The sequence below is a fragment of the Sphingobacterium hotanense genome, assembly GCF_008274825.1.
Lineage (GTDB): Bacteria > Bacteroidota > Bacteroidia > Sphingobacteriales > Sphingobacteriaceae > Sphingobacterium > Sphingobacterium hotanense.
In genome coordinates, this window is sequence record NZ_CP030848.1 from 1,280,864 (window position 1) to 1,307,329 (window position 26,466).

General features: G+C 40.9%; 22 protein-coding genes. 10 read left to right on the forward strand and 12 right to left on the reverse strand.

The window, feature by feature from the left end; genetic code table 11:
• Window positions 1-13 precede the first annotated feature (13 nt).
• Genes DSM08_RS05345 through DSM08_RS05355 form a run of 3 tightly spaced genes read right to left on the reverse strand, consistent with a single transcriptional unit; the run spans window position 14 to window position 2,678 of the window.
• Window positions 14-754, reverse strand: a complete 741-nt coding sequence (locus DSM08_RS05345) for a LytR/AlgR family response regulator transcription factor (protein WP_149525191.1) — start codon at window positions 752-754, stop codon at window positions 14-16.
• The gene (locus tag DSM08_RS05350; protein WP_149525192.1) at window positions 751-1,788 is read right to left on the reverse strand and encodes a sensor histidine kinase; all 1,038 of its coding nucleotides are present in this window, start codon (window positions 1,786-1,788) and stop codon (window positions 751-753) included. The genes DSM08_RS05345 and DSM08_RS05350 overlap by 4 nt, the downstream gene beginning before the upstream one ends.
• Before the next feature lie 8 nt (window positions 1,789-1,796).
• Entirely contained in the window at window positions 1,797-2,678 is an 882-nt protein-coding gene (locus tag DSM08_RS05355) for a LiaF transmembrane domain-containing protein (RefSeq protein ID WP_246172477.1), read from the reverse strand.
• A gap of 269 nt (window positions 2,679-2,947) precedes the next feature.
• Here DSM08_RS05355 and DSM08_RS05360 point away from each other — a divergent pair, with 269 nt between their 5' ends.
• The 8 genes from DSM08_RS05360 to DSM08_RS05395 all read left to right on the forward strand — a co-directional run bounded on the left by DSM08_RS05360 (window position 2,948) and on the right by DSM08_RS05395 (window position 12,588).
• On the forward strand, window positions 2,948-3,286 hold the full coding sequence (locus DSM08_RS05360) for a DUF3276 family protein (protein WP_149525193.1): 339 nt from the start codon (window positions 2,948-2,950) through the stop codon (window positions 3,284-3,286).
• Between the two features lie 154 nt (window positions 3,287-3,440).
• Window positions 3,441-5,561, forward strand: coding sequence for a S9 family peptidase (locus tag DSM08_RS05365; protein ID WP_149525194.1), 2,121 nt, complete (start codon window positions 3,441-3,443; stop codon window positions 5,559-5,561).
• A gap of 147 nt (window positions 5,562-5,708) precedes the next feature.
• Window positions 5,709-6,497: a hypothetical protein gene (locus DSM08_RS05370; protein WP_149525195.1), complete on the forward strand. Its 789-nt coding sequence runs from the start codon at window positions 5,709-5,711 to the stop codon at window positions 6,495-6,497.
• 10 nt (window positions 6,498-6,507) lie between these two features.
• Window positions 6,508-7,671, forward strand: a complete 1,164-nt coding sequence (locus DSM08_RS05375; protein WP_149525196.1) for a 1-deoxy-D-xylulose-5-phosphate reductoisomerase — start codon at window positions 6,508-6,510, stop codon at window positions 7,669-7,671.
• A gap of 19 nt (window positions 7,672-7,690) precedes the next feature.
• Window positions 7,691-9,001, forward strand: a complete 1,311-nt coding sequence (gene rseP / locus DSM08_RS05380; RefSeq protein ID WP_149525197.1) for an RIP metalloprotease RseP — start codon at window positions 7,691-7,693, stop codon at window positions 8,999-9,001.
• A 411-nt stretch (window positions 9,002-9,412) separates the two neighbouring features.
• A complete protein-coding gene (carA, locus tag DSM08_RS05385; RefSeq protein WP_149525198.1) occupies window positions 9,413-10,513 on the forward strand; it encodes a glutamine-hydrolyzing carbamoyl-phosphate synthase small subunit in 1,101 nt (366 codons plus the stop codon).
• A gap of 345 nt (window positions 10,514-10,858) precedes the next feature.
• On the forward strand, window positions 10,859-12,157 hold the full coding sequence (gene eno, locus DSM08_RS05390) for a phosphopyruvate hydratase (RefSeq protein WP_149525199.1): 1,299 nt from the start codon (window positions 10,859-10,861) through the stop codon (window positions 12,155-12,157).
• A gap of 128 nt (window positions 12,158-12,285) precedes the next feature.
• Window positions 12,286-12,588, forward strand: a complete 303-nt coding sequence (locus DSM08_RS05395; protein ID WP_149525200.1) for an FtsB family cell division protein — start codon at window positions 12,286-12,288, stop codon at window positions 12,586-12,588.
• A 27-nt stretch (window positions 12,589-12,615) separates the two neighbouring features.
• On the opposite strand, the gene DSM08_RS05400 is transcribed toward DSM08_RS05395, so the two are convergent.
• The 6 genes from DSM08_RS05400 to DSM08_RS05425 form a co-directional block, all read right to left on the reverse strand.
• Window positions 12,616-13,320 (reverse strand): FkbM family methyltransferase, encoded by a 705-nt coding sequence (locus DSM08_RS05400; protein WP_149525201.1) that lies wholly within the window; start codon window positions 13,318-13,320, stop codon window positions 12,616-12,618.
• 45 nt (window positions 13,321-13,365) lie between these two features.
• On the reverse strand, window positions 13,366-14,730 hold the full coding sequence (locus DSM08_RS05405; protein WP_149525202.1) for a pyridoxal-phosphate dependent enzyme: 1,365 nt from the start codon (window positions 14,728-14,730) through the stop codon (window positions 13,366-13,368).
• Between the two features lie 48 nt (window positions 14,731-14,778).
• A complete protein-coding gene (locus DSM08_RS05410) occupies window positions 14,779-15,600 on the reverse strand; it encodes an AMP nucleosidase (RefSeq protein ID WP_149525203.1) in 822 nt (273 codons plus the stop codon).
• Between the two features lie 66 nt (window positions 15,601-15,666).
• Window positions 15,667-16,917 carry an ATP-dependent Clp protease ATP-binding subunit ClpX gene (gene clpX, locus DSM08_RS05415; protein WP_149525204.1) on the reverse strand — a complete coding sequence of 417 codons (1,251 nt, stop codon included), beginning with the start codon at window positions 16,915-16,917 and terminating at the stop codon, window positions 15,667-15,669.
• 5 nt (window positions 16,918-16,922) lie between these two features.
• Complete coding sequence (clpP, locus tag DSM08_RS05420) at window positions 16,923-17,621, reverse strand: ATP-dependent Clp endopeptidase proteolytic subunit ClpP (RefSeq protein ID WP_149525205.1); 699 nt, start codon at window positions 17,619-17,621, stop codon at window positions 16,923-16,925.
• Window positions 17,622-17,674: 53 nt separating this feature from the next.
• Window positions 17,675-18,136: a type I restriction enzyme HsdR N-terminal domain-containing protein gene (locus DSM08_RS05425; RefSeq protein ID WP_149525206.1), complete on the reverse strand. Its 462-nt coding sequence runs from the start codon at window positions 18,134-18,136 to the stop codon at window positions 17,675-17,677.
• Window positions 18,137-18,322: 186 nt separating this feature from the next.
• Between DSM08_RS05425 and holA the strand changes: the two genes are divergently transcribed.
• Together holA and DSM08_RS05435 are read left to right on the forward strand one after the other, a co-directional pair.
• Entirely contained in the window at window positions 18,323-19,330 is a 1,008-nt protein-coding gene (gene holA / locus DSM08_RS05430; RefSeq protein ID WP_149525207.1) for a DNA polymerase III subunit delta, read from the forward strand.
• A 7-nt stretch (window positions 19,331-19,337) separates the two neighbouring features.
• Window positions 19,338-19,907, forward strand: coding sequence for a hypothetical protein (locus DSM08_RS05435; RefSeq protein ID WP_149525208.1), 570 nt, complete (start codon window positions 19,338-19,340; stop codon window positions 19,905-19,907).
• 855 nt (window positions 19,908-20,762) lie between these two features.
• Here DSM08_RS05435 and DSM08_RS05440 read toward each other — a convergent pair.
• Genes DSM08_RS05440 through DSM08_RS05450 form a run of 3 tightly spaced genes read right to left on the reverse strand, consistent with a single transcriptional unit; the run spans window position 20,763 to window position 26,458 of the window.
• Window positions 20,763-23,933: an efflux RND transporter permease subunit gene (locus DSM08_RS05440; protein ID WP_149525209.1), complete on the reverse strand. Its 3,171-nt coding sequence runs from the start codon at window positions 23,931-23,933 to the stop codon at window positions 20,763-20,765.
• 29 nt (window positions 23,934-23,962) lie between these two features.
• Window positions 23,963-25,102 carry an efflux RND transporter periplasmic adaptor subunit gene (locus DSM08_RS05445; RefSeq protein WP_149525210.1) on the reverse strand — a complete coding sequence of 380 codons (1,140 nt, stop codon included), beginning with the start codon at window positions 25,100-25,102 and terminating at the stop codon, window positions 23,963-23,965.
• Between the two features lie 24 nt (window positions 25,103-25,126).
• On the reverse strand, window positions 25,127-26,458 hold the full coding sequence (locus tag DSM08_RS05450) for a TolC family protein (RefSeq protein WP_149525211.1): 1,332 nt from the start codon (window positions 26,456-26,458) through the stop codon (window positions 25,127-25,129).
• Between the last annotated feature and the right edge of the window lie 8 nt (window positions 26,459-26,466).

Consider the following 26,466-nt stretch of genomic DNA (forward strand, 5'->3'; position numbering starts at 1 on the left):
TCTACAAAACAAATTATAAACCGATTACCTGTTTCAATCGCGCGTATCCGGATTTACTGATATTAACTTTGCCTCCGCTACTCAAGGTAGCGATATAGCTGTCTTTTTCCATGGGTTCGATCTTCTGTAACAAGTCGACACGAACGATAAAGGAGCGGTGAACGCGGACAAAATGCTTGCCATCAAGCTGCTTCTCGAAGGAGCTCATTGTTTTATTCTTCAGATACATGCCGTCGTTGGTATGTATTTTAACATAGTCATCATAGGCTTCCAAATAGTTTATCTGTTGTACTGGGATAATCTTAATTTGAGCCCCCGTTTTTACGACGATGCGTTCTAGAGATTCTTCCTCTAAAGTTTCCTGAAGTTTCTCTGTTTCTATTTTCGGATTGGCGTTGCTCTGAAAAGATGCTTTAAACTTATCGATGGCTTTCTCAAAACGGTCCGGACGGATGGGTTTCAATAAATAGTCGATTGCATTCTTCTCAAATGCTTTTAATGCATATTCATCAAATGCTGTTGTGAAGATGATATGCGGATGGCTATCGAGAAGTTCCAGCATTTCGAAACCGGTTAATTTCGGCATCTGTATATCGAGGAAGATCAAATCAGGTTGATGTTGCTGTATCGCTTTTACGCCTTCAAAACCATCGTTGCACTCCGCTAAAACTTGGAATTCAGGATGCTGTTGAAGATATTCGAGCACCATGCTGCGTGCTAAGGGTTCATCATCAATTAGGATAGTCTTTATCATTGTGGTATTCTTAATGTAGATATAAACGTTTGGTCTTGTGTCTCTGTCAGCAATAAATCCGTGCGCCCAAATAGCAAATATAGGCGTCTTTGTATACTGGATAATCCGAATCCGGTGCCTTTCTTTTGTTCAGTCTGATCGGATTCAAATGGATTGCTGATTTGTATAGTCAGTATATTATCTGTTAAAGTTAAGTGTATTTTTATTAAAACCTGGTCGGTGACATTGTATAATCCGAATTTGATAGCATTTTCCACTAAGGGCTGAAGGATCATTACGGGAATTTTGCCGGACAATACCTCATCGTCGTATTCGAATTCGGTCGAGAGGCGGTGTCCAAACCGAACCTTTTCAATATCGAGATAAAGCTTCAAGTGATTGAGCTCGTCTTCGACAGTGCTGAATTGCCGATCGTCTTTACGCATCGTTCCGCGCAGGAAGTCGGATAATTGGAACACCATGTTGCGGGCTTCTGTTGGTTTGCTGCCGATAAGCGCGATTATGGAGTTTAAACTATTGAATAGGAAGTGAGGTTGTAGCTGTTGTCGCAGGTTGTATAATTCGGCATCGCGTACCATGCGTTCGCTTTCGTCCTTTCTACGCTTATTTTCTAGCAGCTCCTCTTGCATATTCCAAAAGATATTGATAATCATGACGCAACTGATGATCAAGAAGTTGATAACAAAGCGGAATGGGAGGCTAAAGGTTAAATAAAGGAGATCTTCATCCGGTACGAATTGAATGATCAAGAAACGCGTAATCAGAATACTGATCAAGGTAAATATGGCCGCTATAGAAAAAAGCTTCCAGAAGTTTTTGTTGTTCGGAAGGTAATATTGTAATGAGCTATATACTAAGTAGGTGATGCCGGTAATGGATAACGCAGAGATTGTGGCATCGTAAATTGCTGCTTCTTTAGCAACTTTCGACCACCACAATAGACTGTAGACAATCAGGAAGTATAAAACGCAAATAATCCATGACGAGGCGTGGATTACAGAGCGTTTGCTTTGTTCGTTGAGCGGTTTTCTCATAGGGTATGTTAGCTGTTTTTGATGGTCAAGCCGCCGAATATAGAGGTCCCTGTAATATAGATTTTCTTATTCTCGTCAGTCGTTACTTCAATCATCGGTCGACGGTCGTCCAATTCGCCAAATACTGATGCGACATTGGAAGATACACGCCAGTTTGTTGGAACGATGATTTTCGTGCTGCCAAATAATTGGAAGGTATCAATGACAACCGGTTGTTTCAAATCTGCTTGCAGGAAGTTCAAGTTGGTGCTGCCGAAAACCGAGGTTATATTTCCTCCTAAGAAATTCTTTGATAAAATAATCTTTTTGGTATCTGAGAAGAAGTTGTCTACTTTAAGGTAGTTTTCGAAATCAGGGCGGTAGCTTCTATAGGAACGATTCCCATGCTCAGTGCTGTCCGCTTGAGCATAGGAATTTGTAGTGTTTGCTGTATTGGATTCTGATTGGTTTCCCTCATAAGCTGCAGGGTCGCCATAGCCGACGCGCTTATCCCAGTCGTATTCGTCGTCTGTAGGTGTTGTCGGCGGTAGTTTTGGGGCCTCGCGATTACGCTTGATCAAGTAAACGCCTAGAATAATAGCGCCTACGGGGATGATAAAGCGGCCGAATGATAAATCCAGTTCATTCTTCAGTAAAAAGATAGTACCGATTGCGATCAGGATAAGAGATGATTTCTTTTCGAATTTTGAGTTTACTCCGATCACTAAACCGATGATGATCAAGATGGTCTCCCATCCAAAGATCCATGAAGGAACAATGCTTCCCATGTTCATGTTCTTCAACAAGATAGCTACACCGAAGAATACAATGAACATCCCGGCCATCGTAGTCGAGTTATTGTTCTTTGGTGGTTTCTCGCCGTTGTTCTTGTTTGTTTGTTGTGTGTTCATAGCCTTGCGTCATTTAATTAAGTATACCCAAAAGTAGAGCGAATATAAGGATCTGCCCATAGCTAATAGGTCTTCGGAGCCTTTTTTTCGGTGAAATGCTGAAAAAAATCGGTGAAATAGTTTTAGGTCTCTCCAAACGTTTGAACCTCATGCAGATTAACGCCTTAATATAAATATATTTTTTTTAATAAAATTTGGTCGATTGAAATTAATTATTATATATTTATGACTGAAAATAGAGGGTTAAACTTAAATTTTATACTAATCTAATGGGAGATTTTGATAACAAAGAGCGTGAAGAGGTATTTTCAAAAAAGGTGAGAGCAGGTAAGCGTACTTATTTTTTTGATGTAAAAGCAACTCGCTCTAACGACTATTATGTGACAATTACGGAAAGCAAAAAACGCTTTGAAGACGGACAATTCATTAAACATAAGATTTTCTTATATAAAGAGGACTTTGAAAAGTTTGCTGAAGGATTGCAAGATGTGGTAGAATATATCAAATCGAACCAAGAAGTAGTTGAAAAAAGATATGAACCGAACCAAGACGATTCAAATTACGAAAGCAACGGAGAATTAATACAAAAAGACAATTTCTCCTTCTAAGTTGTCCATAAAAAAGATAAAAGCCACTGACTAGTGGCTTTTTTTATACCCTTCTAAAAGGTAATATTTCTTCTTAACTAAATAAGTTACACGGATTGCGAGCAAGAACGATTTGTTTTTCTTATTTTCGGAACTTCACTAAGTAATTTTATTTATGAACAGAATTTTACCTGTTGCTTTTACAGCCTTGCTGTTTGTAGCAGTGGATGGAGCAAATGCGCAAACTAAGAAGTTAACATTCGAACAATCTTGGGGGCAAGCTCCTTCATTAACTAAGCCGATCAGTAGTTTCAGAGGATGGGCTGATGAGTCAAACTATATTGAAAGCAGCGGAAGCCAACTTTTCCAGGTTAATGTTAAAACGGGAGAAAAGAAGGGCTATACTTATCCTACGAAATCCTCAACTGAGGTTTTTGTAAAAGATAAAGATATCTATATCCAATATCCGGGCAGTCAAGCTAAACAATTGACACAATCTCCTGAGATTGATGAGCAGAATCCTACTTTATCTCCTGACGGGAAATATGTTGCTTTTACACGCAAGAGCGATCTATATAGTTTAGATGTAAACACAGGTAAAGAAATAAGGTATACAACTGATGGGACCGACGTAATCTACAACGGTTGGTCATCTTGGGTATATTATGAAGAAATTCTTGGTCGTCCGACTAATTATAAGGCATTCTGGTGGTCGCCAGATAGCAAGCAACTCGCTTTCATGCGCTTCGATGATACCAACGTTCCGATGTTCCCTATCTATGTTTCAAAGGGACAACATGGGTATTTGGAAGAGACACGCTATCCAAAAGCAGGGGATCCGAATCCAGAGGTAAAGGTTGGTTTTGTTAAGGTTGAAGGCTCTCCGGTGGTATGGGCTTCTTTTAATGAAAAAGATGATCAATATTTCGGTCAGCCATATTGGAGCTTTGATAGCCAATCTATCATGGTGCAGTGGATGAACCGCGATCAAACGAACCTGAAGTTCTATGCGGTAAACCCGAACGACGGTTCCAAGTCTGAAATCTACAACGAAGAACAGCCTACTTGGATCAATTTAGATCATGATGAAAGAATCACCTACTTAGCAGATAATAAGCATTATATCTTAAAATCGGATAAGACAGGATGGGCGCATTATTACCTTTATACGTTATCAGGCAAGCTGGTTAATCCGTTAACTTCTGGAGAGTGGCAGGTAAAAGAGATTGCTCACATCGATGAAAAAGCGAAGGTACTATACTTTACTGCAAGAAAAGAGAACTCTGCTACTGTTGATTTATACCGTGTTAACTTTAATGGCAAGAACTTTAGAAGATTGACATTCGGCGACTATACGCATGATGTAAAAGTATCGCCTGATGGAAAGCATTTCATTACTTCGTATTCGAATATTCATACTCCAACGAAAGTTGCATTAGTAGATAATAACGGTAGAGTTATTAAAGAATTGGCAGATAGTAAATCTCCAGAATTCGCTAACTATAACGTAGGAAAGCGTGAGTATTTCACTATTCCTTCCGAAGATGGTAAGTTCAATTTGCCTGTAATTATTACCTATCCTACGGATTTTGATGAGTCAAAGCAATATCCTGTCATCATGTCAATCTATGGTGGTCCAGATGCTGGTACAGTTAAGAACACTTGGAAGGGTGTGAATGGACAGTATTGGGCAAATGAAGGTGTGATACAGATTGAATGTGATCACCGTGCTTCGGGACACTTCGGTAAGCAAGGGGTAGCATGGATGCATAGAAACTTAGGTAACTGGGAATTGGTAGATTACATTACGATTGCTAAATGGCTGAAAGCTAAACCTTGGGTTGCAAAAGATAAATTGCTGATTACTGGACATAGCTACGGTGGTTATATGACCTGTTTGGCATTGACAAAAGGGGCGGATTACTTCGACTTTGGTATTGCCGGTGCCCCTGTCACCGGATGGGAATTATATGATACTCACTATACTGAGCGTTGGATGGACACTCCGCAAGCGAATCCTGAAGGTTACAAGAATGGATCTATCCTGCCTTATGTCGATCAGTACAAAGGGAGATTGCGTATTATGCACGGTGATTTAGATGATAATGTGCATATGCAGAACACCATACAATTGGTTGATGCATTAACTGACAGACAAGTGCCGTTTGAGTTGATGATCTATCCTGGAAGTAGACACGGCTTCGGACGTTCGAAACAGGCATATGATTTTAAAGAACGCGTTCGTTTTTACTATCAATATTTACTAGAGAAACCAATTCCAGAAAATTTAAAATAACAGCAGAGGGCTAAGAGAAATCTTAGCCTTTTTTATGCAATTCGCTGTGTGGTAAGGCTGTTTGTAGTGTTTGATAATTTTGATTAATCAGGCTAAAAAAATTGCTTAGACCAAAAAAATCACCATATTTGCATTAATAATATGGCCATGTTGGAATTTCTGAAAGACATTACTTTTAAAGCGAATGATGTTGTAGTTAGAGCGATCGATATTTTATTGCGTAATTATATTTCGATTGCTGGTTTATGTTTCCTGTTATTCATTACGTCGAATTTATCGACCTTCCTAGCGCTATATTTCGATTCTTCTAATTATTTCATCAAAGTTATCTTACTGCTCGCCTTTGTGGGCCTTTATTTTAGTCTGCAATTAGTCTTGCTGAAGAATGCTATCGTATTGGCCAAAGGAGAAAAGAAACCAGGCTTCTGGGGATTTGTACCATCTTTATCGCAGTTTGTCAACTACATCTTCGGACTGATTATCTATAGCTTGATTGCCATTGTGATCTACATGATTATGTATGTGTTATGCTTTCCGCTCTTGTTTGTCGGGTTCAGCATGGACACGGTACGCTATGAGGTGCACCCATTCTTAACTGGCGTGGTCATGCTTTTTGTTTTAATTAGAACGACTTTCTACCCATTTTTTATTATCGAACATGGGTTTAATACCATACGATCCTATAAGTTTAGCTTAGCGATGACTAAAGGCAATGTTATGCGCTTGCTGGTCATTATTCTGGCTGTTGCTTCTACTCATCTGTTGCAGATAGGAACAGAGTACCTAGGATACACTTTGGTATCGAAAATATTAAGTTTAGTAAATTCATTTATTATTATACCGGTGGTAAGTGTTGTCATGTCTGTCGTATATATCGACATGATGAAGGCTTACAAAGGAGGCTCCGAGCCTTCCTTGATGGATAATATCATATAAATACATTACCTTGGAAAAAAAGAATTTAGCCGTATTGGGCTCAACAGGAAGCGTAGGAACTCAAACGCTAGAGGTTGTCGCTTGTTTTCCGGATCGCTTTGAAGTTTCTGTATTAACTGCTGGACGTAATGCAGATCTACTGATTCAACAGGCTATCATGTTTCAACCGAAGTTAGTTGTTCTTTCCGATGAGCAAGCCTATAATCAGGTGAAAGAGGCTTTGACAGGTACAGGAATTGAAGTATCATACGGAGAGGATGCTTTGGTCGATGCGGTACAGCTCGATGAGATCGATATCGTATTGACTGCGATCGTAGGATCGGTGGGGTTGAGACCAACTATTGCTGCTATTAAGAAAGGAAAGGATATAGCTTTAGCGAATAAGGAAACTCTTGTTGTTGCTGGCGAATTGATTAAGAATCTTGTTGAAGAATATAAAGTTCGTTTATTGCCTGTTGATTCGGAACATTCTGCCATCTTTCAATGTTTGCCGGGTGAAGATTCAAATCCTATAGAGAAGATTGTATTGACAGCTTCTGGAGGTCCTTTCCGTGGAAAGAGCAGAGAAGAGTTAGAGCATGTGACCAAAGCGCAGGCTTTAAAGCATCCGAACTGGTCGATGGGCGCTAAGATTACGATAGACTCTGCTTCCTTGATGAATAAGGGACTGGAAGTAATCGAAGCTAAATGGCTATTCGATTTAGAAGCGGATCAGGTCGAAGTGATTATCCATCCGCAATCTATTGTGCACTCGCTTGTACAGTTTCAGGACGGATCGATGAAAGCACAAATGGGGCTCCCTGATATGAAACTGCCGATACAGTATGCATTGACTTATCCTGATAGAATTCAGAACAATTTCGAACGTTTCAACTTTGTAAACTATCCAAGTCTAACATTTGAAACTCCCGATATGAAGACCTTTCGCAATTTGGAGTTAGCTTATCAGACACTTCGCGAAGGAGGCAATCGCCCTTGCGTTTTGAATGCAGCGAATGAAGTTGTGGTCGCGGCTTTCCTAAATGATGAAGTATCCTTCCTTGGGATGAGCGACATTATTGAAGAGACATTGTGTCAGGTAGTGCAAAAGGAAAACCTTCTTTTAGAAGACTATTTGCACTATGATGAGGAAAGTAGAAGAGTGGCACGAAGTTTAATAGAACGAAGATATTAATTACAATAAATCAAATTAGATGGGAATTATCATCATGGTATTACAGGTTCTACTGGGCCTGTCATTATTAATCATATTACACGAGTTAGGACACTTCCTTGCTGCTCGTGCTTTTGGTATTAAAGTAGAAAAGTTTTACTTGTTTTTTGACGCCTGGGGCGTAAAGTTATTCAAGTTCAATTATAAAGGATGTGAGTATGGTGTGGGTTGGTTGCCACTCGGTGGTTATGTGAAGATTGCAGGTATGATCGATGAATCGATGGATACTGAGCAAATGAAAGGGGAACCACAACCGTGGGAATTCCGTTCCAAACCAGCTTGGCAACGCCTTATCGTAATGCTAGGTGGTATTATCGTCAATGTAATTGTCGGTATTGTGGTGTTCTGGATGCTAACCTTTAGCTACGGAACTACAGATCTGAATACGAAGCAGCTGTACGGTGTTAAACCCGGTATTATCGGGCAGAAAGTAGGTCTTCAGGAAGGTGATAAAATCCTTGCTGTAAATGGCAAAGAAACCAATTTGTTCTATGGCGATATCATGGCATCCGAAGTCTTAATGGGCGATGCAGAGCTGACCGTTGAGCGTGCAGGGCAGGAGATCAAGATCAAAATGCCTGCAGATATCTTAAATGACGTTTCAGAACACAAGAAAAACGAGTTCGTAGAACCGATGTTTAAGATGCTTCCTGTAACGAAAATTGAGAAAGATTCTCGCGCCGATAAGATGGGATTAGCAGTAGGGGATAGTATCGTATCGATTAATAAAATACCGGTTGTTCAACTGGATGAGTTTAAAAACCAAATCGAAGCTAATAAGGGCAAAGACATTGTATTGGGTGTCCTCCGTAATGGCGCTCCAATAGAATTGAAAGCAGCAGCTGACACATCAGCGATATTAGGATTCGCGAACTTACCATTAGTACAACATCAGTATGGTTTTATCGAATCATTACCAATCGGTGCTGCGAAAGCATTCTCTGTGATTACCGATAATATTAAAGGTTTCGGGAAGATCTTCAAAGGCGAAGTGCGTGCTGATAAAGCATTATCGGGTCCAGTAGGTATAGCAACCATGTTCGGTACAGAGGTAGACTGGGTTCGCTTCTGGGGACTTGTAGGTATGCTATCAATGGCTTTAGCTTTCATGAACATCCTCCCAATCCCAGCATTAGACGGTGGACACGTCATCTTCCTATTAATCGAAATGATTCAAGGAAAGCCACTCAGCGAGAAATTCCTTGAAAGAGCACAGATGGTCGGCTTTTTTATCCTCGTAGCCCTCATGATATTTGTCTTCGGAAACGATATATTTAAATTAACTAAATAGTTATAAAAAGGCAGCCGACTGGCTGCCTTTTTTAGTATTAAGTATTTAGTAGTTAGTATTTAGACCTAATGATTGCTAGTTTTTCAAATCTTGTTTTAAGAATAAATAGACGATTCAACTTTCTCACGGATCTCCCTGACAAACCATAGGTCTTATTACTAACTACTAAATACTCAATACTAAAACAAAACACTTCTAAATTTTTATTCAAAAATTTAGAAGTGTTTTGTTTTTATTTGTACCTTTGTCTCCCAATAAAATGAAAGAGACCTTCTACCCAATATCGTCACAAATCGCATCTGTAAATCAGATCAATTCATAAATTGATATAATAGCCCGTTTGGGCTTTTTTTGTGCTCGGTCGGGAAAATGGTTTCACAAAGGAATGAATTAATTTAACTCGAAATAAGAATGACCAACTACAGCAAATTGCCAGCAATTTTAGTCCTTGAGGATGGAACTGTTTTTCATGGAAAAGCAGCAGGTAAAATTGGTACCACGACGGGAGAGATCTGTTTCAATACCGGAACGACGGGTTACCAAGAAATCTTTACCGATCCTTCGTACTATGCGCAAATTATGGTTACCACCAATGCACATATTGGAAACTACGGTATCGACGAAGAGGATGCGGAATCGAATAAGATTCAGATTGCAGGTTTAGTTTGTAAGAATTACAATATCAACTATAGCCGCAAGATGGCGGATGAGTCCATCCAAAATTATTTCCAAGACGGCAACTTAGTAGGTATCTCGGATATTGACACTCGCTCATTGGTACGCCATATCCGTAGCAAAGGTGCGATGAACGCTATTATCTCTTCTGAGAATCTTGATGAGGAGTCTTTAAAAGCAGAATTAGCAAAGGTTCCTTCGATGGACGGCTTAGAGCTATCTTCGAAAGTATCGACAACAGAACCTTATTTCTACGGCGAAGAGTCTGCTCCAACGCGTATTGCTGTGTTAGACCTAGGTATCAAGAAGAATATCTTACGCAACTTTGATTCTCGTCAGGTTTATGCAAAGGTATTCCCTGCGAAAACGACATTTGCGGAGATGGAAGAATGGAATCCTGATGGTTACTTCATCTCGAATGGTCCTGGCGATCCGGCAGCGATGGACTACGCAATCCAAACGGTTAAAGATATCTTAGCAGCAGATAAGCCGATGTTCGGTATTTGTTTAGGGCATCAAATCCTTGCATTAGCAAATGACATCCGTACGAGCAAGATGCACAATGGTCACCGCGGTATCAACCATCCGGTAAAAAATATCATAGCTAACAAATGCGAAATCACTTCACAGAATCATGGTTTCGGTGTAGTAGCAGAAGATATCAAAAACTCAGACAAAGTAGAAATTACACACATCAACTTAAACGACAATTCGATCGAAGGTATCCGTGTGAAGGGCAAGAAAGCATTCTCGGTTCAATATCACCCAGAATCATCTCCAGGTCCACACGATTCACGTTACTTATTCGATGACTTCGTTGCGATGATCAAAGCATAAACAAAAACGATAATAGCAGAGCCTCAGAATTTCTTCTGAGGCTTTGTCATTTTAATAGCGTCTGTTTTCAAAGGCCGCCAAGTACTTTCCTCTCGCTTTTCATTTGCTTTTGAACATAAAAAATCTGTATTCCGCCACTTACAAAAAACCAACAGAAACCCCATATTTATCTAAATACCCAACAGATATTCTTGAATATTTATTTATCCAAGCTCAATTAAAATTCCTTTTGCTTAGCATTAACATTGTAGTTTTTTCCTATTTTTGATTAAGACATATATTTTACTATATTAGTGTTCTGAATACACTAAGTATAGACAAGAGAAAAATAAACCAAAGAAAAAAATGAGCTTGATAATCGATGTACATGCGCGTCAGATTTTAGATTCGCGAGGAAACCCAACCATTGAGGTTGATGTAACGACACAGAATGGTTTTGTAGGCCGTGCAGCAGTTCCTTCTGGAGCTTCTACAGGAGCACACGAGGCAGTAGAATTACGTGACGGCGACAAAAAGAAATACCTAGGAAAAGGTGTTTTGAAAGCTGTTGAAAACGTGAATACTAAAATTGCAAAAGCATTAGAAGGTGTTGATGTATTCGAGCAAAATGCAATCGATAAGATCATGATCGATCTTGACGGTTCAGAGAACAAAGGAAAATTAGGAGCAAACGCAATCTTAGGTGTTTCTTTAGCAGCAGCTAAAGCAGCAGCACAAGAGAGCCGCCAGCCATTATACCGTTATATCGGTGGAGTAAATGCAAACACATTACCATTGCCGATGATGAACATCGTGAATGGTGGTGCGCACTCAGATGCTCCAATTGCTTTCCAAGAGTTCATGATTATGCCAGTAGGTGCTGAATCATTCTCAGAAGCTTTACGTTGGGGTGCTGAAGTATTCCATAACTTGAAGAAAATCCTTCACGACCGTAACTTATCTACAGCAGTAGGTGACGAAGGTGGATTCGCTCCAACTTTCGAAGGTACAGAGGATGCTATCGAAACGATCCTTGAGGCAATCAAAAAAGCAGGTTACAAACCAGGAAAAGACATCTGTCTAGCATTAGACTGTGCTTCAACGGAGTTCTTCGTAAAAGGAAAATACGATTACGCGAAGTTTGAAGGTAAAGGCGGTGCTGTTCGTACAGTAGAAGAGCAAGTAGCTTACTTGGCTGAATTAACTGAGAAATACCCGATCATCTCTATCGAAGATGGTATGGCAGAAGACGACTGGAAAGGTTGGAAATTATTAACAGAGAAAATTGGAGACCGCGTTCAATTAGTAGGTGATGATTTATTCGTTACGAACACTAAACGTCTTCAACAAGGTATCGACACCCAAACAGGAAACTCTATCCTAGTAAAAGTAAACCAAATCGGTTCATTAACGGAAACTATCAACGCGGTGCATTTAGCACAAACGAATGGTTATACTTCGGTAATGTCTCACCGTTCTGGAGAAACTGAAGATAATACAATCGCTGACTTAGCGGTAGCATTGAACTGTGGACAAATCAAAACAGGATCAATCTCTCGTTCAGACAGGATCGCAAAATACAACCAATTGCTTCGTATCGAAGAAGAATTGGGTAGCAATGCCAAATTCATTGGCAAGGAGTTTAAATACGCTCCTAAGAAGTAATCAAATTCGAAAAGGGAACCGCAGGTTCCCTTTTTTATTTTCCCTATATTTTCTTCAAAATTCCCATTTGTAATCTTCCCGAGAAAATAACTATCTTTATCGAGGTTTTAGCTTAACAACTCAATTCTATGGAACGCTTTATCAATACTATTCGAAATAAATACCTTATCGCAGGGGTTGCCTTTGTCGTATGGATGGTATTCTTTGATCGGTACGATTTTGCAACGCAATATAGTTTCCAAAAGGAGAAAACAAACCTGGAGGTAGAGAAAGCCTATTATACGGCAGAGATTGAGAACATCGAAAACTCCATTAAAGATGTTCAATACAACCCGAGCGAAATACAAAGAATTGCGCGCGAGAAATATAAGATGAAGAAAGATCACGAAGATGTCTACATCGTTACAGAAGTAGAGCCGACAGAAAAATAAAAAAAGCCGTCAACAAAGACGGCTTTCTTATTTAGATTTCACTAAAGAAATTTCCTGATAAGTATCGGATATCGCAAAGATGCGATATCCCTTTTGATAGAGTTGTTTAAAGAATAGATCGCCCTTTGCTTTGCCATCTGTAAAAAAGCGTTCATGCGTTTCAACCAGAATCTGTTTGATCGCAATGCCACTGTTCAGTATTCCTTCCATTACCGCATATTCCGAGCCTTCTATATCCATTTTAAGTACATCGATAGCCGTATGCCCATTCTCTTGAACAATCTCCGTAAACTCTTTTAAAAGAACATCTACAGCGTTCGTTTCGTCCACGAGCTTGTGGCCATATACGGAGCCCGAAACATGATCTTGATTTTTAGGAAGGTGGAAAGTGAAGACTCCCGTCTTTTCGCCAATGCCGAAGGGGTGGAAATGAAAATTTGCCGGCAACTGTTGCTTGGCAATCCAGTTGATGGATTTGGGGGTAGGGTCGAAGCCAAATACTTGAGCTCCGTGCTTACTGATGATATCGCGGTCGAAAGAAATGTCTTCGCCAATACCGAAAGAATAAACAATGGCATTTTCCGGAACCAAGCTCGGATCTACATAAAATCCGCCATAGCCATTGCCGTACCATTGTTTATCTCTTTTTTCTTCTATATCAATAAAGGATATTTTTCCTAATCTAGCTTTTATCCAATATTCAATTCTTTTTAAAGCATTATTTCTTTCCATCCTTTTTTAGCCATCTTACTAAAGATAACGAAAAATATAGGAAAACTATATGTCGGAGATAGCGTTGATAATATCGTATTGCGTAATAATATTTATCCTGCCTAGTTCATCTTCCACCAATACCGCTTGCGTATCCTTGTCAATCAAAGTGGAAATCTTATCGATAGACATATTTAAGTCTACAAATGGGAATGGCTTTGACGCGATAGTTTCTACTTCAGCAGACTTCAGCGAAGGATTATCCAACAGCGCATTCAAGATATCGGCTTCCGTCACTTTGCCGACGACCATACCCTGTTGGGTCAGTGGTATTTGAGAAATATTTAAAGACTTCATGACGTTGAATGTCTCCAGAACCGACTGTTTAACATCAACAGTAATGATTTCCTGATTGGCGCGTTTCTTCAGAATTGACTTAGCCGTGAGTTTCTCATCTTTCAGGAAGCCACGCTCACGAAGCCAATCCTCATTATACATCTTGCCCATATAGCGCGAACCATGGTCATGGAAAATCACGACTACCAGATCCTCGTCTTTCAGTTCAGCACCCAATTGTAACAGGCCAGCCACCGCTGCACCCGCCGAGTTGCCCGCAAAGATACCTTCTTTACGTGCTAATTCTCTCGTCATCAAGGCCGCGTCCTTATCTGTGACTTTCTCGAACAGGTCGATCACATCGAAGTTGACATTTTGAGGAAGGAAATCCTCACCGATGCCCTCCGTGATATAAGGATAGATCTCATTCTTATCGAAAACACCCGTTTCCTTATATTTCTTAAAGATGGAACCGTAGGTGTCGATTCCCCATACTTTAATGTTGGGATTTTTCTCGCGAAGGTATTTCGCAGTACCCGAGATTGTACCGCCGGTTCCCACACCTACGACGAGGTGCGTAATCTTTCCTTCGGTCTGCTCCCAAATCTCCGGTCCGGTTTGTTCGTAGTGCGCCTGCGTATTCGATAGGTTATCATACTGATTTGCCTTCCACGCATTTGGCACTTCTTTTTCTAAACGACTAGAAACGGAATAGTAGGAGCGTGGATCCTCCGGATCGACGTTCGTCGGACATACGATCACCTCCGCACCAAAAGCGCGCAGGGCATCGATCTTCTCTTTGGATTGTTTGTCGGTCGTGGTAAATATGCAACGATAGCCTTTTACTACGGCTGCCATGGCCAATCCCATCCCGGTATTACCCGAAGTACCCTCGATTATGGTACCTCCGGGTTTTAATAGGCCTGCCTGTTCGGCATCCTCAATCATTTTTAAAGCCATTCTGTCTTTGATCGAGTTCCCTGGGTTGGTCGTCTCTATCTTTGCCAGTATGGTTCCTTTTAGGGGTTTGGTAACTTTGTTTAGTTTAACCAAAGGGGTGTTCCCAATGGTTTCTAAGATGTTGTTGTACCACATAGGTGAAAGTTTGTGCTGTTTGTTTTCTTCCACAAAGGTAGCCAAATTTTAGAACTTCAAATGTTTCACCGTTAAGCCGTTATTAATCAGTTGGCTCAATGCATCGATTCCAATCTTCAGGTGCTGCTCTACATAAGACTTAGTAACCGACACATCTGAAATCTCTGTCTTTACACCTTCAGGAATCATCGGCTGGTCCGAAACGAGCAATAGGGCGCCAGTTGGAATCTTGTTTGCAAAACCAACGCTAAAGATGGTAGCGGTTTCCATATCCACAGCCATTGCACGGATCGTTTTTAAGTATTTCTTGAAGTTCTTATCGTGCTCCCAAACGCGTCTGTTGGTTGTATAGACAGTACCTGTCCAATAGTCCCTAGAATGATCACGAATGGTCGTTGAAATTGCTTTCTGCAGCGCAAAGGCCGGTAAGGAGGGCACCTCCGAAGGGAAATAATCGTTTGAGGTTCCTTCTCCGCGGATGGCAGCAATCGGTAAGATCAACTCGCCAACACCAATTTTCTTTTTCAATCCGCCGGTTTTTCCTAAGAATAAAACTGCTTTTGGAGCAATGGCCGATAAGAGGTCCATGATCGTTGCCGCCATTGGGCTACCCATACCAAAATTGATGATCGTGATGCCTTCTGCTGTACAACTTTGCATCGGCTTGTCTTCACCCATAATAGGGGCGTCGTCGTGCATTTGCGAGAACAACTTCACATAATTCGAGAAATTTGTCAACAAGATATATTCGCCAAACTCATCCAGCGGCCGGCCAGTATATCGGGGTAACCAATTGTTAACGATATCCTCTTTTGTTTTTAATCCTGCTTTTACAGGTGAATCTACTTCCTTTACATTCTTTTTTGTCATCTATATTCCTTTCTTTAAAATTCACATTTTATAAAAAACCCCCGCCGATGGGCGAGGGTCAAATCGTTATGCAACTTGGAGCTTCTTGAAATCCGTCTTGGCGAACTTATTCTTCGCGTAATCCAACGTAATTTGCAAGTCCTTCTCGTTGCTATGCTCCTTGCTGGTCGGTATCTCAAACATCGCGTCAAGCATAATCGCCTCACAAATGCTTCGAAGACCACGAGCACCTAATTTAAATTCCCAAGCTTTATCAACGATAAAATCATATACCGCCTCATCGAACTTCAGGTTAACACCCTCATATTCAAATAGCTTCTTGTATTGTTTAACCAAAGCATTCTTAGGCTCTGTCAAAATGTTCAACAAGGTCTCTTTATCCAATGGATTTAAGTGTGTCAATACAGGTAGACGACCAATCAACTCAGGGATCAAACCGAAGTTTTTCAAATCCTGAGGAGTGATGTACTTGTACAGATTATTTAAATCAATTTCTTGTTCCTCGTCGTTCATTTTGTAACCAACAGTCTGCGTGCGCAAGCGGTTAGCAATTTTCTTTTGAATACCATCAAATGCACCACCACAAATAAACAGGATGTTATTCGTGTTCACCGTAATCATTTTCTGATCAGGATGCTTTCTACCGCCCTGCGGTGGAACATTCACATTTGTACCTTCTAAGATTTTCAATAAAGCCTGTTGAACACCTTCTCCCGACACATCTCTGGTAATTGAAGGATTATCGCTCTTTCTTGCAATCTTATCAATCTCATCAATGTAGATGATACCGCGCTCTGCTGCCGCTACATCGTAATCCGCCGCCTGCAACAAACGCGTTAAAATACTCTCCACATCCTCACCCACATAGCCTGCTTCAGTTAGTACAGTTGCGTCTACAATACAAAACGGAACATTTAGAATCTTAGCGACCGTTTTTGCCAATAAGGTTTTTCCGGTACCCGTCTCGCCAACAATAATTAAGTTTGATTTCTCAATCTCTGTCTCATCGTTGTCAACACGTTGATTCAAACGTTTGTAGTGATTGTAAACCGCTACAGAAATTACTTTCTTAGCGTCATCCTGACCAATAACATATTGATCCAGATGTTCTTTGATTTCTTTAGGACGAATAAGCTTTAAAGTCGTCTGTAAAGACTTGTTCTTTCTCTGCTTTAATTCCTCCGCCAAAATCTCTCCAGCTTGTTGAACACATCTGTCACAGATGTGGGCACCATCGCCTGCGATAAGCATTTGGGCTTCATTTTTACTGATGCCACAAAAAGAGCAATGGATGTCTCTACTGTTCGATTTACTCATTTTCTTTATTTTGTTTCCTTTTTAGGAAGCAATACTTCGTCGATCATACCAAATTCTTTGGCCTCGGCAGCACGCATCCAATAATCACGATCTGATGATTTCTCTACCCAGTCATAAGTCTGGCCAGAGTGCTCAGCGATAATCGTGTACAATTCCTCTTTCAATTTCAACATTTCACGAAGGTTGATCTCCATATCCGAAGCAACACCTTGTGCACCGCCCGAAGGTTGGTGAATCATCACGCGCGAGTGTCTTAATGCTGCACGCTTTCCTTTTGCTCCAGCAACTAATAATACAGCGCCCATCGAAGCGGCCATACCTGTACAGATAGTCGCAACATCGGGTGAAATATACTGCATCGTATCGTAAATACCTAAACCTGCATAAACACTACCACCTGGAGAGTTGATGTAAATTTGAATATCACGCTGAGCATCAGTAGATTGTAAGAACAATAACTGTGCCTGTACGATGTTTGCTACTTGATCATTGATACCATCACCCAAAAAGATGATGCGGTCCATCATCAAACGCGAGAACACATCCATCTGCGCAACGTTCAATTGACGCTCTTCGATAATGTATGGCGTAAGATTGGATGGAATTTGTTGCTGTAAGCGAGAAATATAGCCATCAACGTGTTGACTTCCAATTCTATGGTGCTTAATCGCGTATTTTCTGAATTCGTCTTTATTGATATCCATGTTTTGTTCCTTCTAATTTTGACTTACTAATATAATACTTATTTTAAATTCTCCTATTGCTCATGGGCGAATGTTGGTAAATCCGACAGAAATGTGAAATTCCCATGATCGAAATCTATACTACAATAATGGTGCTCAAGTCCATTACTGACTAAAAGCAGCGGAATTTTATAAATAGTATTGTAATTCGCGATTTGTCGAAAGGTGTTTTCGGTAATTTTGACAGTCGGCGCCTTAAACTCTGCCAAAAGAATGCGCTCGCCGGAAGTATTGTAAATTACCAAATCGCTGCGTTTCTGTAGCGTGTTGAGCAGTAGCCCGCCTTCAATTTTCATTAGCGAGAGTGGGTAACCTTTCTCGTTGTGCAGGTGATGAACCCAATGTTGCCTTACCCATTCCTCCGGAGTTAACAATAAATGCTTTTTCCGAAGCTCATCAAAAATAAAATATTGATCGGCTTTCTTTATAATTTTCGCTGGAAAGGGGGGTAAATTCAGTGGGACTGGCCTAAACATTTACAAAATTACGAAATATTTAGCATATACCTTCTATGATATAGTTCCCTTTCAAAGCCCTTTCAAACCCAATGTATAACCCAATCAAAGCCGCTCGGAAAGGGGGTTGATAGGGGTGTACATTGGATGATATCTGTCGCATTCTCGAAGCGGAATGCTAAAAGATTTTTTGTAATTTCGTGGGACATGAATACCCAATCCATTTTAGCTGATATCAAGAAGAAAAAGCTTAGCCCGATTTATTTACTACATGGCGAGGAGCCTTACTTTATCGACCTCATATCGGATGCTATTGAGCATCAGGTACTCGATGAGGCGCAGAAAGGCTTTGATCAGTCGGTGGTCTATGGTAAGGAAACTGACTTCTCTACACTGATCAGTATGGCAAAGCGCTACCCTATGATGAGCGACTTTCAAGTTATCATTGTGAAAGAAGCGCAGAACCTGAAATGGAAGGATGATGATCTGCTGCAGAAGTATTTGGAACATCCTACACCGACAACGGTATTGGTTTTCGCGCATAAATATGGTAAGTTCGACAAGCGGAAAAAGTCGTATAAAGCGATGGATAAAGCGGGAGTGGTATTGGAGTCGAATAAGCTTTACGATGATAAAGTTGCCGGATGGATTACAGAGCAATTAGGCGCTAGTGGACGAAAGATTCATCCGCAGGCTGCAGCAATGATGGCCGACTATCTGGGTACTGATTTATCGAAGGTGGCTAACGAGCTCGAAAAGTTGATGCTCAATGTGTCGGCAGAGCAGGAGATTGGGCCGGCGGATATTGAGCGCAATATTGGTATCAGCAAGGATTTCAATGTGTTTGAACTGAATACGGCACTTTCCAAGCGAAATTCACTGAAGGCATTTCAAATCGTTAATTATTTTGCTGCGAATCCTAAATCCAACCCTATACCGGTGGTCATTGGTTCACTAGGTACCTACTTTACGAAGATCCTCAAATATCATTATCTACCGGATAAGAATTCAGCAGCGGCAGCAAAGGCACTTGGCGTGCACCCTTTCTTCGTGAAAGAGTATGAGTATGCCGCGAGAAATTTCAATCGCCGGAAAACTTTCGATATTATTCATTTGATCAAAGAGTACGACTTAAAATCGAAGGGTATGAATGTCGGTCACTTGACCAGCCATGGCGATTTAATGAGCGAACTAATCTATAAGATACTTAACTAACCTTACTATGCTAAAGCGACTTTTTACGATCGGTGCCTTTTTACTTTTATTTTCTACTCACAGTTTTGCGCAACGAGACTATTATACCTTATTGCAAGGTGGGGGGAGTATCGGAGTCAACAATCCGGGTTTCGAGGGGACTTTTAATGGATATAGTTTGCATTTTATTTTTGGTCGCAACTTCGACGAACGTGCTTTTGTAGGTATTGGGTTAGGAAACGAAGTATTGCGTGGCGATTATACGTTCAAAAATCCAACGGAAACTCAACAAGGTAATTTCAAATACGATCGTAATCTATTTCCGCTTTTCATCGACGCTAGATTGCCTTTTGCTTATATAGGCGATTTTTCACGTGTTGGTGCCGTTGCAAATGCCGGTTATTCGCTTCGCCTAGGCGGAGTGTATGATAAAGGCGCGATGGGAAAGATCGGTCTTTTCTACCTTTATGATGATATCAGACGTACGAACTTTACGATCTCAGCAACCTATGCGTATCAACAACTTACTTATGTGAGCTTTCGCGAAAAAATGAACCACCAGAGCATTAATTTGTCGGTGGGTATTTGGTTGAAGTAGGGGATTAGATATTAGATGTTAGATTTTAGATATTAGATATTAGAGTAGGGCGCCGATTAGGCGCCATTTTTTGTGTTTTGTTTTGAACCAAGAAAGGAAGGATTTAAGGATTGGCAGGATCGGGTGTGATTATTTTCTGAACCAGGAAAGGAAGGATGTAAGGATTGGCAGGATCATGTCTAATGTCTAATATCTAATGTCTAATATCTAGTCTGAAATAATTACACCCAATCCTGCTAATCCTTGTATCCTTCCTTTCCTGGTTCAAAGACAAAACCCAAACTCCAAAATCAACATTCTTTTCTAGTAGACCCAAATCGTCAAAAAACTTTCTTTTCCAACTAATAATTTTTGTCTTTCGGCTTAACGGATCATTCTTGTTCATTTATTTAAAAAGAAATTAAATCCCATATAGGGTACAGTCATACGATACGGTACTATATATTAAACCTTGTCCCGTTTAGTTAATTTATGAAGTATAATTGCTGTGTAGATAGTTAAACAGGTTGAGCATCAGATTGATTGATCGCTCAAGTAGAACGCATGCTGAAGTAGAGAAAGCAATTGAAAAGCTTCCAAAAAGCATGCAATATAATTATACGAAAATCCTGAAGGATATACATATGGGTAAAAAACTGTGATCGTAATATATGTTTTTCCTAATGTTGATTGCAAGTTTTTAGGGCTCTCCGTTTGGAGGGCCTTTTTTTATGCGATAGTTAAAGGACTCATTTACCCTTCCTTTTCTGTTTCCAAAAAAAGAAGCTGTCCTTTCGAACAGCTTCTTCATTTTAAGAAATATTTCTTCAGTAGCCGCCATCGGTCTAACTACTATGTACTAACTAATAACTACTCCTAATGAGCACTCAAATTCTTTTTCTTCTCTTCATCGAAATTCGCTTCCAATTCAGCAAGTTTCTTTTTACCGTATGCTAGACGTGTAATTACAACGAATAGTACCGGTACGAAGAAGATGGCTAAGAATGTCGCTGCGGTCATCCCTCCGAATACTGTCCAGCCGATTGTTTGGCGTGAAACAGCACCTGCGCCCGTTGAAAGCATCAAAGGAATAATACCTAAGATAAACGCCAAGGATGTCATGATAATTGGACGAAGACGAAGTTTTACGGCGTCTAATGTTGCGTCTAATAGGTTCATTCCGATATCCACACGTTCTTTTGCAAACTCCACGATCAAGATCGCATTTTTCGCGGCAAGACCGATGATAGTTACTAGACCGATCTGCGCAAAGATGTTGTTATCCAGTTGCGGCAATAAGGTCAGGGCAAGAATTGCTCCGAACACACCCAATGGAACGGATAACAGGATTGAGAATGGCACGGACCAACTTTCGTATAGCGAAGCTAACAGCAGGAATACGAATAGAATACAGAGCGCGAAGATTTGGATGGTCTTGCTGCCGGATTGTTTCTCTTGCAACGATATTCCGGAGAACTCGTATGAATAACCGTCTGTTAATGTTTGTGCTGCTACTTCTTCTAGTGCTGCAATCGCATCCCCAGAAGAATATCCAGGAGCCGCTTCACCCGATAACTGGATCGAACGGAAAATGTTAAAGTGGTTGACGATCGAAGGATTCGTAATCAAATCATAACGTACTAAGTTGGTCAATGGAACAGGTTGTCCTTGTACATTCTTGACGTATAATTTATTGAGATCCTCAATATGCATTCTATAGCTGGTATCTGCCTGTGTTACGACGCGGAAGTTACGACCATATTTGGTAAAGTCATTCACATAGCTACTACCCATATAAGCTGAAATAGTGCTGTAGATATTGGTCAATGGTACACCCATTCTCTTGGCCATTTCACGATCTACATTGAGTTTGTAGTTTGGCGAATTACTATTGAATAGGGTATAGGCCATCCCAATCTCAGGACGTTGATTTGCTGCGGCTAAGAATTTACCGATCATCGCCTCAAACTGTTTGATATCTACCGTCTGTCTATCCTGAATTTCCATGGTGAAACCGCCAGATGATCCAAGACCCGGGATTGGCGGAGGCGTGGCAGCAATAACAGAAGCTTTAGTATAACCACGGTATTTACCCATGATCGCTCCGGTAATATCCGTTACTGTTTTCTCGCGTTCTCCCCAAGGATAAAGCGAAACGAATAGACTGGCGCCGTTAGGTTTCGCCGATCTATTCAATAAGTTCATCCCGTTAATTGCCGTTACATATTGAATTTCTGGGAAAGTCTTTCGCAAATCTTCCGATAATTCCTGTAATACAGCCTCTGTACGGGCACTAGATGCACCTTCTGGAAGGTTGACTCCCATAAAGAATATACCAGCGTCCTCGGCAGGAATAAAGCCTGTTTTCTTATTCGTGAACATCAGTCCTGTTCCAACAAATATACAAAGCAAGATAATCAAGGCTAATGGAGCCGCTTTTATCACCTTCTTAACGCCTTTTGAATAACGATAAGTTACTTTATCGAACCAGACGTTGAATTTGTAGAAGAACTTGTTTAGGCCTTTAGAATCCTTGTGAATTGCTGTTGGCTTCAACATGATCGAACATAATGCTGGCGTCAGCGAAAGGGCGATAAATGCCGATAACATTACGGATACGGCAATGGTAATAGCGAACTGTTGATAAAGCTGACCCACCATCCCCGGGATAAATCCTACAGGAACGAATACTGCCGCTAAGATCAGGGCAATGGCAATAACCGGTGCGGTAATATCTTGCATCGCGCGTCGCGTCGCTTCTTTGGCGTCCATCTTATAATGGTCGATATAGTGCTGCACGGCTTCCACCACAACGATGGCATCATCCACCACAATACCGATCGCGAGGACGAAGGCAAGCATCGTTAAGTTGTTTACCGAGAATCCGAATATCGTAAAGAAGATGAACGTACCGACAATAGAAACAGGAATCGCTAGCAATGGAATCAAGGTTGCTCTCCAACTTTGTAGGAAGAAGAATACAACAAGAGTTACTAAGATCAATGCTTCGATCAAGGTATGAATTACCGAGCTGATGGATGCATTAACAACAGAAACCGTTTCATATGCGACTACATAGTCTACGCCCTTAGGGAAGGATTTTTTTAACTCCTCTAATGCCTTGTAAATACCATCTGCAGTCTCAACGGCATTTCCTCCCGGTGTTTGCGAGATCATCATACCAGAGGTTGTCTCACCGTTTACTTTCGTCGTGATACCGTAGTTGAATTGTCCAAGCTCAACGCGGGCTACATCTTGTAATAAAACGATGGAACCGTCGGTGTTTGTTTTTACGACGATATTCTCGAAATCTTCGACTTCTTCCAAATCGGAGTCAAGGATAATCGGATATTCGAATACTTGTGCATTCTCTTGCGGACGCGCACCAACGCTACCCCCAGCCATACGTGAGTTTTGCTCAGCAATGGCTGTACTTACGTCAGATGGTGTTAAACCTAAGTTGGTCAGTTTGTTGGCATCTAGCCATACACGCATCGCGAAAGGCTGTCCGAAGGCCTGCACATCACCCACACCTTTAACACGCAATAGGGCGTCTTTCAGATACAGGTTGACATAGTTTGCCAAGAAGTTCGCATCACGTGATCCGTCAGGTGAGGTCAGGGATACCATCATTAAGATATCCGTGTTCACTTTACGAGTGGTTACCCCTAAACGGCGCACTGCTTCAGGCAATACAGGTTCAGCGATACTTACACGGTTTTGTACATCTAGCGTTGCGATGTCGATATCTGTACCTACTTCGAAGGTTACCGTAATACGAGAACCACCGTCAGAGGTACTGTTCGAACTCATATAAATCATCCCCGGCGTACCGTTGATCTGGCTTTCAATCGGGGTTGTTACTGTTTTCTCTACTGTTTGGGCATCAGCACCGGTATAGTTCGCCATTACGGATACCGTAGGCGGCGCAATATTGGGATACTGACTAATAGGTAGTGTCGTGATGGAAATAGCTCCAATGATGGTGATCAATATGGAGATAACCATCGCGGTTACCGGTCTTTTTATAAATACTTCTGAAATCATTATCTATGAATATGTTGGGACTTAGCAAATTATTTCTTTGGTTGAGCGTTCGCGTTGTTGTTTTCAACAACCTTAGCGCCTTGTTTCAATGCGGCAACACCGTCTACGACAATGCGCTCGCCGACTTGAAGACCGTTGGTAATTACCACCTTATCTCCAAGTTTTTGACCTAATGAAACTTGCTTCAAGTCTACCGTGCTACTATCAGTTACTGCGTATACTGAGAATGTTCCTAGCTGTTCAAATATCGCGCGGTATGGAATTACCATCTCCTCGTGCGCTGTCGTACTTTCTACATTCAATGTTAGGTTCAAGCCTGCGCGCAAGGTATTTGCAGGATTATCAAACGAGGCACGTACTTTTAACGTCCCTGTTTGCGGATCTACAGCGCGGTCTATGGTAGAGATACGACCCAAGGAGCTGTATGTGCTACCATCAGGTAAAGTCAAGTTGATTTTGGTAGATGATTTGCCGGTTTGTAGCCCAGTAAATTCAGGAATCTCCTTTTCGTTGATCTGGAATTCAACGGCAATAGGATTTGTTGAACTCACGGTATTTAAAAGGGTTGTTCCAGCACTTACTAAAGCACCAGTGCGAACTTGAGAAATACCGATATTCCCGGAAAATGGTGCAACGATCACCGAGCGTTGTAAGTTAGTTCTAGCAGTTGTTAGTGCTGCTTGTGCTGCCTGTACCTGTGCTTTTTGGTTGTTAACGTCAGTGTAAGCATAATCTAAAGTCTGCTTAGCGATCGCGTCTTGATCTGCAAGTTTCTCATAACGTTGTAAATCCTTTTCAACACGAGCAAGGTTTGCTTTTGCGATTTCCATATTCGCACGTGCCTGATCGACAGCAGCAGCATATCGAACGCGGTCAATCTCATATAATCGTTGTCCCTTGCTTACATAAGCACCATCGGCAACATAAATATTCGTAATATAGCCTGATACCTCAGCACGTATTTCTGTTTCTTGCAAAGGAACAACATTTGAAGGGTAGGAGCGAATCCCCGTTACAACTTCCTTACTAACTGTTGCGGTGGTTACCGGTGTTGCAGGTGCTTGCATTCCAGGTCCTGCTCCTTGTTTACCAGCTTCTTTATTCCCACATGATTGTAGAAATAATCCTGTTCCTAATAGAAGTGCTGTTAATATGTGATTTGTCTTCATTATATCTTTATTGCTTGTGGTTGATTAATTGCTAATGTTTACTGTTCCTAATGCTTTCTGAATATCTAGCTTGCTTGACAACACCGCGTAAAGGGCATTCAAGTAGTTTAATTGACTTGTCTTCAAATCGGTTTCTGCGGTCATAAGTTCTAAGTAAGTTTTTACGCCTGCATCGTATTGAAGTTTTATGGTATTGTACACTTCTTCAGACAAATCCATGTTTTCTTTCGCATTTCTCCATTCGTTCATGTTGGCGCGATAGGATGCCATAGCTGCTGAATATTGTGCACCGATTTGATTCTCCAGATTTTCCATCTCTAAATCCAATCTGGACTCTTGTAATTCCGATTTACGGATTTCCTGAATACGTTTTGTTCCTTGGAAGATTGGAATAGATAGGCTTAAACCCACACTAGAATTCGGAAAGTTATCTTGAAAAAGATCACCAAACTGATTGTTTCTGTAGTTTAGACCATAGTTAGCAAAGGCGCCCACTCGTGGAAGGTAGTTCCACTTTTGATATTGTGTGTTCAACTTTTGCAGATTTTGCAAGGTCTGCAACTGTTTAATTTCAACTCGGTTAGCATATTGCAAAAGCTCAGTCGTGTCTAAAAGGATATTCGACTCCATGTTTTGGTTTTCGAATGATAAGCTAACAGGCGCTGATGGATTTAAGCCCAACAGAGTCTTTAGGTAATCGTATTTATAGCGGCGAAACTCATTTGCCGATTTTAGCTCAGCATTTGCATTATTCAATGAAATCTGCGCTCGTTTATAATCTGTTTTATCGACTAATCCAGTTTCGTAGCGCGCGTTGGCTTCAGTGTATTGTCTTTGAAGGCGAGCAATGTTTTCAGTGATAATATTTATTTGCTCTTCGCTTGTAAGGATATCATAATAGGCCTTACTGACATCAACCACGGTATTGATACGCGTGTCTTCAATATTTAAATCATTTTGTTCGCGAATAAATCGAGAGGCCTTAGATGCTTGAAATAACCCCGGGTTTATAATGGCTTGGTCAGCTTGAAATACCATTGAAGCCGTATTCTTTTGTCCCATATTGATATTCTGACCATTGATGTTCGCCGTAGGGAGCTGTATATTATGGGTGTAATTTCCATTAGCGTTAATCTGTGGAAACCAACCTGACAGTGCTGATGCAATTTCACGTTCTCCAATTTCCTTGTCGATCTGTGCTTGCTTTAGCTCGATCTTGTTGCTCAATGCATAGTTAATTAGCTCGTCAAGCGTCGCGTTGCTGTTCAAAGAACCAGCTTGCTGCGCTTGGCTAATACCGATGGTAGTACAAGCTACCGATAGGTATACTACGATTTCCTTAAAATTTAATCTCATGTTTCTAA

Coding starts and splice junctions, on each gene's coding strand:
- DSM08_RS05345 (WP_149525191.1), bottom strand. CDS start 754: ATGATAAAGACTATCCTAATTGATGATGAACCCTTAGCACGCAGCATG.
- DSM08_RS05350 (WP_149525192.1), bottom strand. CDS start 1,788: ATGAGAAAACCGCTCAACGAACAAAGCAAACGCTCTGTAATCCACGCC.
- DSM08_RS05355 (WP_246172477.1), bottom strand. CDS start 2,678: ATGAACACACAACAAACAAACAAGAACAACGGCGAGAAACCACCAAAG.
- DSM08_RS05360 (WP_149525193.1), top strand. CDS start 2,948: ATGGGAGATTTTGATAACAAAGAGCGTGAAGAGGTATTTTCAAAAAAG.
- DSM08_RS05365 (WP_149525194.1), top strand. CDS start 3,441: ATGAACAGAATTTTACCTGTTGCTTTTACAGCCTTGCTGTTTGTAGCA.
- DSM08_RS05370 (WP_149525195.1), top strand. CDS start 5,709: ATGTTGGAATTTCTGAAAGACATTACTTTTAAAGCGAATGATGTTGTA.
- rseP (WP_149525197.1), top strand. CDS start 7,691: ATGGGAATTATCATCATGGTATTACAGGTTCTACTGGGCCTGTCATTA.
- carA (WP_149525198.1), top strand. CDS start 9,413: ATGACCAACTACAGCAAATTGCCAGCAATTTTAGTCCTTGAGGATGGA.
- eno (WP_149525199.1), top strand. CDS start 10,859: ATGAGCTTGATAATCGATGTACATGCGCGTCAGATTTTAGATTCGCGA.
- DSM08_RS05395 (WP_149525200.1), top strand. CDS start 12,286: ATGGAACGCTTTATCAATACTATTCGAAATAAATACCTTATCGCAGGG.
- DSM08_RS05400 (WP_149525201.1), bottom strand. CDS start 13,320: ATGGAAAGAAATAATGCTTTAAAAAGAATTGAATATTGGATAAAAGCT.
- DSM08_RS05405 (WP_149525202.1), bottom strand. CDS start 14,730: ATGTGGTACAACAACATCTTAGAAACCATTGGGAACACCCCTTTGGTT.
- DSM08_RS05410 (WP_149525203.1), bottom strand. CDS start 15,600: ATGACAAAAAAGAATGTAAAGGAAGTAGATTCACCTGTAAAAGCAGGA.
- clpX (WP_149525204.1), bottom strand. CDS start 16,917: ATGAGTAAATCGAACAGTAGAGACATCCATTGCTCTTTTTGTGGCATC.
- clpP (WP_149525205.1), bottom strand. CDS start 17,621: ATGGATATCAATAAAGACGAATTCAGAAAATACGCGATTAAGCACCAT.
- DSM08_RS05425 (WP_149525206.1), bottom strand. CDS start 18,136: ATGTTTAGGCCAGTCCCACTGAATTTACCCCCCTTTCCAGCGAAAATT.
- holA (WP_149525207.1), top strand. CDS start 18,323: ATGAATACCCAATCCATTTTAGCTGATATCAAGAAGAAAAAGCTTAGC.
- DSM08_RS05435 (WP_149525208.1), top strand. CDS start 19,338: ATGCTAAAGCGACTTTTTACGATCGGTGCCTTTTTACTTTTATTTTCT.
- DSM08_RS05440 (WP_149525209.1), bottom strand. CDS start 23,933: ATGATTTCAGAAGTATTTATAAAAAGACCGGTAACCGCGATGGTTATC.
- DSM08_RS05445 (WP_149525210.1), bottom strand. CDS start 25,102: ATGAAGACAAATCACATATTAACAGCACTTCTATTAGGAACAGGATTA.
- DSM08_RS05450 (WP_149525211.1), bottom strand. CDS start 26,458: ATGAGATTAAATTTTAAGGAAATCGTAGTATACCTATCGGTAGCTTGT.